13 protein-coding genes are annotated in these 12340 nt (G+C 66.4%); 4 read left to right on the forward strand and 9 right to left on the reverse strand.

Translation table 11 applies throughout. The features are described from left to right. Window positions 1-34: 34 nt before the first annotated feature. Entirely contained in the window at window positions 35-736 is a 702-nt protein-coding gene (locus AB0L58_RS41645; RefSeq protein ID WP_364396771.1) for a DUF2334 domain-containing protein, read from the reverse strand. A 103-nt stretch (window positions 737-839) separates the two neighbouring features. Between AB0L58_RS41645 and AB0L58_RS41650 the strand changes: the two genes are divergently transcribed. Continuing rightward, window positions 840-1130 (forward strand): hypothetical protein, encoded by a 291-nt coding sequence (locus tag AB0L58_RS41650; RefSeq protein ID WP_364396774.1) that lies wholly within the window; start codon window positions 840-842, stop codon window positions 1128-1130. Between the two features lie 9 nt (window positions 1131-1139). On the opposite strand, the gene AB0L58_RS41655 is transcribed toward AB0L58_RS41650, so the two are convergent. Further along, window positions 1140-1790 (reverse strand): nitroreductase family protein, encoded by a 651-nt coding sequence (locus AB0L58_RS41655; protein WP_364396777.1) that lies wholly within the window; start codon window positions 1788-1790, stop codon window positions 1140-1142. 118 nt (window positions 1791-1908) lie between these two features. On the opposite strand from AB0L58_RS41655, the gene AB0L58_RS41660 reads away from it, so the two are divergent. Next, a complete protein-coding gene (locus AB0L58_RS41660; RefSeq protein ID WP_364396780.1) occupies window positions 1909-2361 on the forward strand; it encodes a MarR family winged helix-turn-helix transcriptional regulator in 453 nt (150 codons plus the stop codon). A 31-nt stretch (window positions 2362-2392) separates the two neighbouring features. Here the strand turns inward: AB0L58_RS41660 and AB0L58_RS41665 are convergent, their stop codons facing one another. After that, window positions 2393-4576 carry a S9 family peptidase gene (locus tag AB0L58_RS41665; protein WP_364396783.1) on the reverse strand — a complete coding sequence of 728 codons (2184 nt, stop codon included), beginning with the start codon at window positions 4574-4576 and terminating at the stop codon, window positions 2393-2395. 9 nt (window positions 4577-4585) lie between these two features. Continuing rightward, window positions 4586-4708 carry a hypothetical protein gene (locus AB0L58_RS41670; protein WP_364396786.1) on the reverse strand — a complete coding sequence of 41 codons (123 nt, stop codon included), beginning with the start codon at window positions 4706-4708 and terminating at the stop codon, window positions 4586-4588. 413 nt (window positions 4709-5121) lie between these two features. Here AB0L58_RS41670 and AB0L58_RS41675 point away from each other — a divergent pair, with 413 nt between their 5' ends. Further along, window positions 5122-6165 carry a DUF2330 domain-containing protein gene (locus AB0L58_RS41675; protein WP_364396789.1) on the forward strand — a complete coding sequence of 348 codons (1044 nt, stop codon included), beginning with the start codon at window positions 5122-5124 and terminating at the stop codon, window positions 6163-6165. Between the two features lie 11 nt (window positions 6166-6176). Here AB0L58_RS41675 and AB0L58_RS41680 read toward each other — a convergent pair whose 3' ends face one another. The 5 genes from AB0L58_RS41680 to AB0L58_RS41700 all read right to left on the reverse strand — a co-directional run bounded on the left by AB0L58_RS41680 (window position 6177) and on the right by AB0L58_RS41700 (window position 11123). After that, window positions 6177-7133, reverse strand: a complete 957-nt coding sequence (locus tag AB0L58_RS41680; RefSeq protein WP_364396792.1) for an alpha/beta hydrolase family protein — start codon at window positions 7131-7133, stop codon at window positions 6177-6179. A 158-nt stretch (window positions 7134-7291) separates the two neighbouring features. Next, window positions 7292-7714, reverse strand: coding sequence for an HIT family protein (locus AB0L58_RS41685; RefSeq protein ID WP_364396795.1), 423 nt, complete (start codon window positions 7712-7714; stop codon window positions 7292-7294). Between the two features lie 33 nt (window positions 7715-7747). Continuing rightward, window positions 7748-9169, reverse strand: coding sequence for an adenylosuccinate lyase (purB, locus tag AB0L58_RS41690; RefSeq protein WP_364396798.1), 1422 nt, complete (start codon window positions 9167-9169; stop codon window positions 7748-7750). Between the two features lie 6 nt (window positions 9170-9175). Next, window positions 9176-9814, reverse strand: a complete 639-nt coding sequence (locus AB0L58_RS41695; RefSeq protein WP_364396801.1) for a TetR family transcriptional regulator — start codon at window positions 9812-9814, stop codon at window positions 9176-9178. Window positions 9815-9956: 142 nt separating this feature from the next. Continuing rightward, complete coding sequence (locus AB0L58_RS41700) at window positions 9957-11123, reverse strand: pyridoxal phosphate-dependent aminotransferase (RefSeq protein ID WP_364396804.1); 1167 nt, start codon at window positions 11121-11123, stop codon at window positions 9957-9959. Between the two features lie 129 nt (window positions 11124-11252). On the opposite strand from AB0L58_RS41700, the gene AB0L58_RS41705 reads away from it, so the two are divergent. Continuing rightward, window positions 11253-12233 carry a M23 family metallopeptidase gene (locus AB0L58_RS41705; protein ID WP_364396807.1) on the forward strand — a complete coding sequence of 327 codons (981 nt, stop codon included), beginning with the start codon at window positions 11253-11255 and terminating at the stop codon, window positions 12231-12233. The last annotated feature ends 107 nt before the right edge of the window (window positions 12234-12340 follow it).

The following is a 12340-nucleotide window of genomic DNA, read 5'->3' on the forward strand; positions in this document are numbered from 1 at the left end:
ACCACACCCCCTACACGGCTGCCGGCAGACCCGATCAGGCCGCCTTGGCGATGGCGAACGGCTGCCAGCGGTACACCTCGCTGGCCGCACCGTGCAACAGCGCGAGATCGACCGCGTCGAGCATTGCCTGTCGCGGACCGGATCGGCCGAGCTGAGCGGCGGAAACGGCAAGGCGCAGCACACCGCCGCGACGTGCGGTCCTGGCCGCACCGAGCACCAGCGCCCGACACCACCACGGCTCGGCGCGGAACCCCTCGCCCATGCCGTAGACACGCGCCTTCTGCGCGATATTGCGCTCGAGATCGAGAATCGAGGTCAACCCGAGCGCGACCCGGAAACCGGCCTCGGGCAGGGCCTCGATGGCGCCCGCCGAGGCATCCCAGCGTGGGGCCGCGAACAGCCGGGTGCGCAATTCCGCCTGCTCGAGCACCCGATCCGCCGCGGTCAGCCGCAGGCGCGCCTCGTGCCGGGGCAGGGTGGCGAATTCGGCTCGGCGCCGCTTGGTCGCCGCCTGGTCGTAGCCGTGCAACACGATCGCATCGCCGCGGGCCCGCCGACCACGCAGCCAGGCCTGTGTCGCCGGGTCTTCCAGCAGCCGGTAGCCACCCTTCAATCGAGGCGCGACCAGCAGCGAAAGTCGTACATCGCGGCGATCCATTTCGGCCGCGAATTCGATAGCCGCGTCCCGCGTGGTGTCCCGGATCCCGGAAATCGACACGATCAGCTCAGCGTTCATGACCTCACGGTGCCAGCCGCAGATGTACTCGGCGTGCAGGGCGGATGACCCGCCGACGAACACTGCGCCACACCCGCGGCACATCTGCCCTAGTATCTCCGACGTGAAGGCAGCCCTGCTCAGCGCTCTGTCCGTTCCACTCCTCCTCATCGCCCCGGCGACGGCGCTAGCCGATCCGGGCGATCCCCAGATTTTCAGCCAAGACGAAAAGTGCACGGCGACACAGGGTTTCGTGGACCAGGTGCGCAGCCGCACTCCGGAGGCGACACCGGATCAGATCGCCGATGCCTACATCACGATCATGGACGCGAACGGCGCATATCAAGGGATCGAGCAATATCGCGACAGCGATCGCGAGACATTCCTGGAGAACATGCGCACCTGCGGCCTCTGAATACGGCGCCTACCAGCGCTCCCAGTGCAGTACCTGCGCCCTCGGCACCCGGACGGCGGGTTTGAAGTCGGTGCCGAGGGTGTAGGCCAGCGGAATGAATGCCGCGAGCATCACCTTGTCGTACGGAATCCCAAGTGCCGCAGCGAGTTCACGCTCCAGCGGCCCCTGCGCGCTGGTCCAGGTGGTGCCGAGTCCGCGGGCTCGAGCGGCGAGCATGAAGCTCCACACCGCGGGCAGGATGGAACCCCAAGCGCCGGACTGGATCTCGACCGAGGCGCGATCGGTTCGGCCCTCGATGGCCGGAATCACGATGGCCGGAACGCGATGGATGTTGTCGGCGAGATAGCGCAGACCGTCGAAAACCCGCTCGGTCGAACGCGGGGCGTAGTTCATGCGCCACACATCATCGACGGTCAGCGGCTGTCCGGTCCCGACGGTGAGCGCGCGACGGAAGATATCGCCGACCACTCGACGCCTGGCCGGATCGGTGACGACGATGAAATGCCAGCGCTGCCGATTGCGGCCGGTCGGCGCCTGGGTCGCGAGATCGATGCACTCCTCGATCAGCTCGCGCGGCACCGGACGGTCGAAATCCAGGCGTTTGCGCACGGCACGGGTTGTGGACAGCAACTCATCCGGGGTCAGATCCAGCGTTGTCATCAGGTGCTCCTCGGGCCGAATTCGTCTGATCAGACCGTATGTCCACAAATCATCTGCTGTCAAATGATTGGCCAGCAGATGGTTGATGGTAGGCTGACACGACCGATAGCGAGGAACCATGACGACCGACACCAAGCCGACCTACTTTCCACGGCTGACCGCGGAGCGGCCGGATATCGCGCTGTGCCGCGCGTCGACAGCCGTGGCCAGGGCTGGCGAAATCCACGCCGCGACACAGGGTTTGGGTGTCGGTCAGCAGTTGGTGTTGAAAATGCTCGATGCCGTCGGCGCCTGTTCACAACAGACGCTGAGCGAGGAACTCCGGATCGATCGCAGCGTCATGGTCAGCGTCTGCGATGACCTGGAGAAGTCGGGTTATGTACGGCGCGAACGCAATCCGCACGACCGGCGCTCCTATGCCGTGACCGTCACCGACGCGGGCCGCGAACGGCTACACGAGGCGGAGGCGGCAATTCCGGCCTTCCTCGATGCGACCTTCGCGGCGCTGACCGCCGCCGAGCGCCGCCAGCTCACGGCGCTACTCGGCAAGCTATTGGCACCCGCCGGGTGAGCGGCCGGGGTGGACCGGCCGCTCGCCGAACCTACGCGTCGGCCAGGCCGAGGGTGTCGAGGACCCAGGCGTATTCGAACGCGACTTCCTTCCACACCTCGTAGCGGCCGCTGACGCCGCCGTGGCCCGCGCTCATTTCGGTCTTGAGCAGCAGCGGCGCATCGCCGGTCTTGGTGGCGCGCAGTTTCGCGACCCACTTGGCGGGCTCGACGTAGAGCACGCGGGTGTCGTTGATGCCGGTGACGGCCAGAATGGCCGGGTAGTCCTTGGCTTCGATGTTCTCGTAGGGGGCGTAGGACTTCATGTAGTCGTAGACACCCTTGTCCGCCAACGGATTTCCCCACTCGTCCCATTCGATGACGGTGAGCGGCAGCGACGGATCGAGAATCGAGGTGAGCGGATCGACGAACGGGACGTTGGTCAGAATTCCCTTGAACAGCTCGGGCGCGAGATTCGCCACCGCGCCCATCAGCAGACCGCCCGCACTGCCGCCGTCGGCCGCCAGCCGGTCCGCCGATGTGACACCGGTATTGATGAGATGCCTTGCGCAAGAGATGAAGTCGGTGAAAGTGTTCTTCTTGGTGAGCGTCTTGCCGTGCTCGTACCAGAGCCGTCCCATTTCACCGCCGCCGCGCACATGCGCCACCGCGAACACCATGCCGCGGTCGAGCAGCGAAAGCCGCGATACCGAGAAGGACGGATCGATAGGGGTCTCGTAAGAACCATATCCGTACAGCAGCAGCGGTTTCGGGCCCGCCGGCAACCCCTTCTTCCGAACCAGCGAGATCGGAATCCGGGTGCCGTCCGCGGCGATCGCCCAATCCCGATGCTGCTCATAGTCGTTCGCGTCGAAGCCGCCGAGTACTGGTTGCTCCTTGCGCAGTAGCAACGCGCCGGTAGCCGGGACATAGTCGAAGACCTGCGTGGGCGTGATGAACGAGGTCAGCCCGATCCGCAGCGTCGGCTGTTCCCACTCGGGATTGGAGCCGGAACCGACCGCGAAGAGTTCCAGATCGAACTCGAGTTCGCGCCGCTCGCCGTACCCGGATTCGGTCAGCGGCCAAATGGCAACACGGGGCAGGGCCTCGCGCCGGTAGCTCAGCACCAGATGACTGGCGAACGGGTCGATATCCTCGAGTCGCACATCATCGCGATGTCCGATCAGCAGCGTCATATTCGACGGATCCGATACCGGGGCCTCGGCGAGCACGAAGTTCTCCGCCTTCACCCCGTCCACGACGTCGTTGTGCAGGATCAGGAAGCGGTCCTCGCCACCGACCACCGCGTGTTCGGCCCCGTACTCGACGCCCTCGCGGCGCGGCAGGATGACCCGGAAGTCCCCTTCGGGATTATCGGATTCGAGCACCCAGCCCTCGCTGGTGATCTTGGAGTTGACCGAGATCATCAGGTACTTCTCCGAGCGCGTCGCGCCGATGCTCACCCAGTAGCGCTCATCGGGCTCATGGAAGACCTTGACATCGTCCTCCGCGGCCGTGCCGAGTCGGTGCCGCCACACGGTGTCGGGCCGCCAGGATTCGTCGACCGTCTGATAGAAGACATGGGTGCCGTCCAGCGACCAGGTCGCGCCGGGTGCCGTATCCGCGATCTCGTCGCCGAGCACCTCGCCGGTGCGCAGATCCTTGAACCGCAGCAGATAGCGCTCGTCACCCCTGGTGTCGATCGAGTACGCGAGCAGGTTGCCGTCGTGGCTGATCGAGAACGCGCCGAGCGAGAAGAAGTCGTGGCCGGCGGCGACCTCGTTGCTGTCCAGCAGCACCTGCTCCCCGGGGATCTCGGTATCGACCTCGAGTTGCGGCGGAGTCCAGGCGTCGATCCCCTCGGCCCCGGCATCGATGGGGCAGCGGCAGTGCACACCGTACTGTTTGCCCTCGAAGCTGCGCGAGTAGTACCAGTACTCGCGCATCCGGATCGGTACCGACAGATCGGTCTCCTGAGTGCGCGCCTTGATCTCGTCGAAAATCTTGCCTCGCAGTCCGCCCAGATGCGCGGTCCGCGCCTCGGTGTAGGCGTTCTCGGCCTCCAGGTAGGCGATGACCTCCGGGTTTTCCTTCTCGCGGAGCCATTCGTACTCGTCGATGAAGACATCGCCGTGGTGCGCCCGCTCGGTGCGCACCGTCTTGGCGATCGGGGCCGCCACCACGGCCGATTCATCACCCGGACCGGCGATCGTTCCGGTTCCACTGTCGAGAGCCATGGGTCCACCCTACTGTTCGGGCTGCGCACCGCCCGCCGCTCGGATGATCTCGTCGAGTACCGCGCCCGCCCGGTGCGGATCGGCCATGGCCTGGTCTATGCGGCGGTGCTCCTCGCCGACCGCCGATGTCATCGATCAGTACGCACGGCGGGCCACGGCCGGACGGATCGCGACCGAGGGCATCTGGCCCTATCTACATCTGACCCGATAACGGCGACTATCCCGCCCTCGCCGATCTGCGGCTGCGCTGGTCCGGCACGCTCATCGCGCATATCGGGCAGAACCGCGCGCCCACCGATGCGGGCGCGGCCGAGGCGGTGCTCCGGCGCGGGGTCACCGAGATGGTGCCGTTCGGACGCGTGTCATCGCCAATCCCTATCTGGTGGAACGGATTACCTACGGTCTGCCGCTTTTCGATGCGCGAGGAACTGCTGTACGGGCGCGATGCGGCGGGCTAGCGCGACTGTCCACGCTGGGAGATGCGCGAAACGCGGTGCGCCTGACGGTCCGGACGCAGGGTCGCGAAGCCCAGTAGGCTCGCGGCCATGCGCGCCACAATCGCACTTCGTCTGCTGGCCGTCGCGGGGACGCTGTTCGCCACAAGCGGAATCGGCGCGCTCGCACCGGCTTCCGCATGCGCGTGCGGCGGGGTCGCCAATCCACCCGGTCACCCGGCCTCGGTGCGCGAGGAGACGGCGCTGGTCAGCTGGGACGGGCAGCGGGAGACGGTGCTCACGCGGCTCGCGCTGAAATCCGGTACCGAGCAGGCGGCGCTGATCGTGCCGACACCGAAGCCGGCGACCGTCGCGAGTGGCTCCACCGCGACCTTTACCGAACTGGCGAACTTGACCGCACCCAAGGTCGTCACCCGAAATCGATGGTTCGGCTCGGGTTCGAGCGCCGCCACGGGCGAGGGCGCGATGAGCGCTGCCGGTGGTGGCCCGACCGTCCTCGACCGCGTCCAACTCGGACCGCTGGAGGCGACAACCCTTTCCGGCGGCAATCTCGACGGCATTCGAAAATGGCTCAACGACAACGGCTACGAGATGCGTCCCGAGGTGGTCACCACCCTGGAACCGTATCTGCGCGATGGCTGGTCCCTCGTCGCCATGCGCCTCACCAGCACCCAACCACTCGACGGTGCAATGGATCCGGTACGCCTGAGCTTCGATTCGGATCGGTTCGTCTATCCGATGCGCATGTCCAGTGCCGCCAAACAGGCTCAGTACGTGCACCTTTACACGCTGAGCGAGCATCGCGTGCGCCGCTCCGATCCCGATGCCGCCGCCCAGAGTGTCCATGTCGACTTCGCGGGCCGCGTCGCCACATCGGATCCGGAACTGGCACCGGTGACCACGAATGGCCGCGACTTCCTGACCGAACTGCGCGTCTCGATCGATAACCCCGCGGATATCCGCTCCGACTTCGCTTTCGAGGCGGATACCAGCGACGCGGAGGTCTACCGGACGATCTACCGAACCGAGAACGTGGAACTGTTCGGCGTGCCCGCGGGCATCGTCATCCTCGGCGCGGTCTTCCTGGCCGCGATCGTCGTCATATTCGCCATCGTCCGCGTGCTGCGGGCCTGACCGTCGCCCCGTCAGGCTCCGATGGCCGCGCCGATGGTCGGCCAGGAGGCGTGCAGGCTGTCCTGCCAGTAGGACCAGGAGTGGGTTCCGGTTGAGCTGTATTCGATCTCGGCCGGGATGCCGAGGGCACGCAGCCGCTGTTCGAACGAGACGACGCAGGTGTTGACGCCGACCTCGACCGGGCCGCCGAGCACGATGTTCTCGGCCAGTTGGGGTTTGATCTCGGCCTCGTGCGGACCGGGTATGCCGGTGCCGGTGGAAAGGTAGATCGCCTTGCCGCGCAAGCGATCCGCGAGCAGTGCGGGATCGTGTTCGGCCCAGGCGGGGTCGCCGGGACCGCCCCACATATTCACCGGCGTGCCGCCGCGGTTGGCGATGGAGAACATCACCGCACCCATGGCGAGGGTGGTGTCGGGACAGGCGCTGTAGCCCGCGATCGCCCGGTACAACTCGGGATGGCGGGCGGTGAGGATGAAGGCGGCATTACCGCCCATGGACAGGCCGCCGATGGCATTGACGCCATTGCCGTATCGGGCGTCGATAATCGGCGGCAACTCCTCGGTCAGGAAGGTTTCCCATTGGTAGCGGCCGAATTCGGGATCGTCGCGCTGCCAGTCGGTGTAGTAGCTGGCCTGGCCGCCGACGGGCAGCACCACATTGACCTTCCTACCCAGGAAAAAGGATTCGGCGTCGGTGGCATTTGTCCAGGTGCTCTGGTCGACGCCCGGATCGAGTCCGTCCAGCAGATAGAAGGACGGGTACTCGCCGCCACCCGCGGGGTGCAGAACCTGCACTTGGATGATCCGTCCCATCGATGGCGATTCGATGAACAACGCCGAGCGGGTCGAGCTCAGTTCGTCGATCCGGTCGATCCGTGCGGCCGATGCTGTGGCCGACTCGGCGATCAGGGGGCCCATCAGCGCGATCACAAAGGTCAGCACCGCAACAGCTATCTTCGTCCGCCGCACGAACCTACCTCCGTCACCACATGACAATGGCCTACAAAGTAACTCACGCCGAGACGCTGGAGAAGAGGTTCACAATTCCGGCGTTTCCGCGGCAAACTGCCCGGTGGGTAGCAACTTTCACGCCAGCACCGGCAGTCACAGCCCGGCCCGGCGACGGCTCAGCGATCGAGCGCGCCACGGATCGAACTCGCCAGATAGTTCAGGTCGGCACGGTGCGGACTGGTCGGCCGCCCACGCAATCCGAATCCGTCGCCCGGCGTCCGCGGAATGACATGCAGGTGCACATGGAATACTTCCTGACCCGCGGTCACCCCGTCGGCCAAGAAGAAGTTAACTCCATCACACGCCACCTCGCTGGTCCGCAGCGCCGCCGCCAACTTCTGCGCCACCTGGAACAACTTCCCCCCGACCACCGGATCCAACTCGGCCAGACTCCGCGCCGCCACCTTCGGCACGACGAGCAGATGCCCCGGCGTCATGGGCCGAATGTCCATGAACGCCACCACATCATCATCCTCATACACCCGGCTGGCCTCCGCCCGCCCAGCCACAATGTCGGCAAAGATCGTGTACGGATTCACGCCGAACACTATCGCCGGTTATCGCCGTCCCGGCTAGAGGATCGGCGACGGGGTGTAGCGCGCCGCGTCCGGGTACTGGTCCACCAGCTTTTGGACGGCGGCGGCGACATCGGAGACCTGCGCCTCGGCGGCACCGATGAAGGCGGACTTGTCGGCAAGGGCGGCATCCAATTCCGCGCGGTCCAAGGGGAAGCGCGAGTCGGCGGCCAAGCGGTCCAGCAGATCGGGTTCGCGACCCTGTTCGCGCATGGCGAGGGCGACGGCCACCGCATGTTCCTTGATGACCTCGTGGGCGGTTTCGCGGCCTACACCGGCCCGGACGGCGGCCATGAGCATGCGGGTGGTGGCGAGGAAGGGCAGGTATCGGTCGAGTTCGCGGGAGATGACGGCCGGATAGGCGCCGAATTCGGTGAGCACGGTGAGGAAGGTTTCGATCATGCCGTCGATGGCGAAGAAGGCATCCGGCAGCGCGACGCGGCGCACCACCGAGCAGAAGACATCGCCCTCATTCCATTGCGCGCCAGCGAGTTCGGCGGCCATCGATGCGTAACCGCGCAGCACCACCTGCAGACCGTTGACGCGCTCACAGGAGCGGGTATTCATCTTGTGCGGCATGGCGGAGCTGCCGACCTGACCGGGCTGGAAGCCCTCGGTGACCAGCTCGTGGCCCGCCATCAGCCGAATGGTGTGCGCGAACGACGACGGACCCGCGCCGACCTGAACCAGCGCCGACAGCACGTCGTGATCGAGCGAGCGCGGATACACCTGGCCGACACTGGTCAGCACATTCGCGAAGCCGAGATGCCGCGCGACCTGCTGCTCCAACGTCGCCAACTTGGCCGAATCGCCGCCGAGCAGATCGAGCATGTCCTGCGCGGTGCCCATCGGGCCCTTGATGCCGCGCAGCGGATAGCGGTCGATGAGCTCACGCAGGCGGGTCAGCGCGATCAACAGCTCGTCGGCCGCTGAGGCGAACCGCTTGCCGAGCGTCGTGGCCTGGGCGGCGACATTGTGCGAACGCCCCGCCATCACCAGCGTGTGGTACTCGGCGGCCCGCTCGGCCAGCCGCGCCGCCACCGCGACACCGTGCGCGTGCACATGCTCCAGCGAGAGCCGGATCTGCAGCTGCTCCACATTCTCGGTGAGATCGCGGCTGGTCATGCCCTTGTGCACCTGCTCGTGGCCGGCCAGTGCGTTGAATTCCTCGATGCGCGCCTTCACATCGTGGCGGGTGACCCGCTCCCGCTCGGCGATCGAGGCGAGATCCACCTGATCGATGACCCGCTCGTAATCCGCGATGACGCCCGCGGGCACGTCGATGCCGAGTTCGGACTGCGCCCGCAACACCTCCAACCACAGCCGCCGCTCGAGCACGATCTTGTTCTCGGGGGACCAGAGATGCACCAACGCGGGGCTGGCGTACCGGGTGGCAAGGACGTTCGGGACGAGGCTCACGTTCGGTCAGTCTAGTGTCCGGAACCTGTCGACCTGCTGCGGCGTCGCGGGTGCGACGATATCGATGACCTCGAGCAACGCGCCGCGCGCCATTCGCCGCGGTTCCGGATCCATTTCGCTCAGCGCCGCCACCACGGCTCCGTCGACCACCGCGACCATCCTGCGCAACTGCTCCGGCCGAACCGCCCGATCGGAGCGGCGCAGCACATCGGCGAGCAATTCGTCCAGCTGCGCCCTTAGTCGTAGCTGCACTTCCCGCAGTTCCGGATGCCGAGCCGAGGCCACCGAACGCTCATAGCGGGCGATGAGCTGCCCACGTGCGCCCTCGTCGTGTCCGTCGGCCCACACCAGCAGGTCCAACACCAGATCGACGGTCGCCTCCGCGCCGCGCCGGCGGTGGCTCACCTCGCCGACCCGACGCCGCATCGCGTCCAGTTCCGCGTTGCCGCTGAATTCGACCGCTCGCGCGATCAGATCATCGAGCGACTCGAAGTAGTACGTCGTCGACGCCAGCGGAAGGTCGGCGCGCGTGGCCACCGAGCGATGCCGCACCGCATCGAATCCGCCTTCGAGTAACAACTCGGCGGCGGCTGCTACCAAAGCCTGGCGACGCCGTTCGCCTTTCGGGGTCGTCGCGGTTATCACCGTGCCATCGTGCCAGTCGTCATCAGTTCATCCGTGCGAAATCAGAGAGGAAACCCAGAGAATGAAACCCAGCCATCGTTGTTTTACCGCATCTGCTCGTTCGGGGTGCCGAACTGTGCAAACTCGTTGTCGGACAGCATGATCAACCACGCAGATAGTGACCCAACCGAACGAGTGCCGCCTCGATGTCCGCGGTGGCCCCGGCGAAGGAGAACCGCACGGTCCGGTGCCCCGCCTTGGTATCGAAGTCGACACCGGGCGCCAAGGCGACGCCGGTGTGGTCGAGCACCTCGGCGCACCACTTCCTGGAATCGTCGGTGAGATGGCCGATGTCGGCGTAGGCGTAGAAGGCGCCGTCGGCCGGGGCCAGGTCGGTGATGCCGAGCTTCGGCAGCCCCTCCAGCAGCAGTTGCCGATTCACCGCGTAGCGCCGAACGTGACCGTCGAGTTCCGCCTTGGCCTCGGCACCGAACGCGTGCAATGCCGCGTACTGCGAGACCGCGGGCGGGCACACGGTCATATTGGATGCCAGCCGCTGCAGTGCGGGCCGCAATCCGCGCGGCGCCAGCATCCAGCCGAGCCGCCAGCCGGTCATGGAAAAGTATTTCGAGACCGAACCGATGACCACGGATTCGCGCGAGGTCTCCCAGGCCGATGACGTCCGTCCGACGCTGACGCCCTGGTAGGTGATGCCGTGGTAGATCTCGTCGGAGATCAGCAGGGTGCCGTGCGCATCGCACCAGCGGGCCAGCGCGGCGAGCTCATCCGGATCGATCATGGTGCCGGTCGGGTTGGCCGGACTGGCCACGATCAGACCCGCGGGCGGTTCCGGAAGCGCCGCCAACATGGCGACCGTCGGCTGGAATCGGGTCTCCGCACCGCAATCGAGTTCGATGACGCGACACCCCAGCGCGACAAGGGAGTTGCGGTAGGCCGGATATCCAGGCCTGGCCACCACAACGGTATCCCCGGCGTCGAATGCGGCCAGGAAGATGAGGGTGAACGCGCCGGAGGATCCGGTGGTCACCACGACATCGTCGGGTTCGACCGGGTATCCGTAGGTATCGCGGTGGTGTTCGGCGATCGCCTCGCGGAGCGACAGAATGCCGAATGTCTCTGTGTAACCGAGTAATTCGGAATCGATCGCCGCCCTCGTCGCGCGCAGCACCGGTGCGGGTGCGGGCGTCGACGGCTGACCGGCCGCCAGCACCAGCACATCGCCGTGCGTCCTGGCCCGTTCCGCGGCGGCTTTCCAGACATCCATCACGTAGAAAGGTGGAATGGTCGACCGGCGAGATTCTCTGGACACTAGACGTACGGTAGACGGTCCCGCAGGTCGCGTGGACGCCGATCCTCGGCTTTTATCAGGTACCGAATCGCGACCGACCCCGTGGTTCGGCACGTGCGCGGCGGCCGGCACGGGTTATTGTCGGCGCTGATGCTTGACAAGGCGCGCCGTGTGCGGCTGGACCGAGTACCCGGGGTGGGTGGCATCGGTGTCATACCCCCCGATTGGCGTGCCGCGTCGCGGGAACGACGGCGGTCCGAGTTGCGTGCGCTGTCGGGGCGGGCACGCGAGGTCCTCGGCGAGTGTAGGGACGGCGTGGTCTGGCTGCGTCGGCAACCGACACCCGACCTGCGCGCGCTCTGGGCGGACCGGCCCAAACCCGACTACCGCACACTGTTGCGCAAGCACCGGATCCTGATCGCCGGAGTCTGTGTCACCGCCGTCTTCGCGGCCGCCGATTCCTCGTTCACCTGGGGCGTCACCGAACGCACGCCCGGCAAGGACGAGGCGCAACGCGTCGCCTTCGCCTATCCGCAGCAGGTGCAGTCGACACCGCCGTCGGTGAAGCGCTATCTGAATGCCATCGCCAACGGTGAGCGCATCCGTGAACAAGAGGTGGTGGCGGCCGCGGCCCGCGCCACGCTGGAACGCGCCAAGGCCGAGGCGGCGGCTGCCGTCTCCGGTGAGTATCAGCCGTGGATGGCGGGCAGTGCGCCGGTCACCGCCGGATCGGTGCTGCCCGGCATCACCGGCATGGTTTTGCCGACGCGCGGCACCTTCACCTCCGGATTCGGTTCGCGCTGGGGCACATTCCACAACGGCATCGATATCGCGGGCCCGATCGGCACCCCGATCTATGCCGTCGCCAACGGCACCGTCATCGATGCGGGTCCCGCACAGGGCTTCGGGCTCTGGGTGCGCATCCGGCACGACGACGGCAGCATTACCGTCTACGGCCATATGTACGACTTCTTCGTCTCCGTCGGCGAGCGCGTTCCGGCGGGCATGCAGATCGCCCGCATGGGAAACCGCGGTGACTCCACCGGACCGCATCTGCACTTCGAGGTCATCGTCAACGGACAGCACGTCGACCCGCAACAGTGGTTGGCGGTGCACGGACTCAGTGTTTGATTGGCCGCGCCTGCGGCGCGGCGTGTTCGCGGCCCCCTTCAGTCTCGCGTCCGAGCCGTCGAGACTCGCGCCTACGGCGCATGCGCTTCGACGACACGGAACCCAGA

This window comes from Nocardia sp. NPDC052112, from assembly GCF_040680135.1.
In the GTDB taxonomy this organism is placed as follows: Bacteria; Actinomycetota; Actinomycetes; order Mycobacteriales; family Mycobacteriaceae; genus Nocardia.

What these genes read in the sequence shown, in the direction of transcription:
- AB0L58_RS41645 (WP_364396771.1), bottom strand. Translation starts at nt 736, where the DNA reads ATGAACGCTGAGCTGATCGTGTCGATTTCCGGGATCCGGGACACCACG.
- AB0L58_RS41655 (WP_364396777.1), bottom strand. Translation starts at nt 1,790, where the DNA reads ATGACAACGCTGGATCTGACCCCGGATGAGTTGCTGTCCACAACCCGT.
- AB0L58_RS41660 (WP_364396780.1), top strand. Translation starts at nt 1,909, where the DNA reads ATGACGACCGACACCAAGCCGACCTACTTTCCACGGCTGACCGCGGAG.
- AB0L58_RS41665 (WP_364396783.1), bottom strand. Translation starts at nt 4,576, where the DNA reads ATGGCTCTCGACAGTGGAACCGGAACGATCGCCGGTCCGGGTGATGAA.
- AB0L58_RS41670 (WP_364396786.1), bottom strand. Translation starts at nt 4,708, where the DNA reads ATGACATCGGCGGTCGGCGAGGAGCACCGCCGCATAGACCAGGCCATG.
- AB0L58_RS41675 (WP_364396789.1), top strand. Translation starts at nt 5,122, where the DNA reads ATGCGCGCCACAATCGCACTTCGTCTGCTGGCCGTCGCGGGGACGCTG.
- AB0L58_RS41705 (WP_364396807.1), top strand. Translation starts at nt 11,253, where the DNA reads ATGCTTGACAAGGCGCGCCGTGTGCGGCTGGACCGAGTACCCGGGGTG.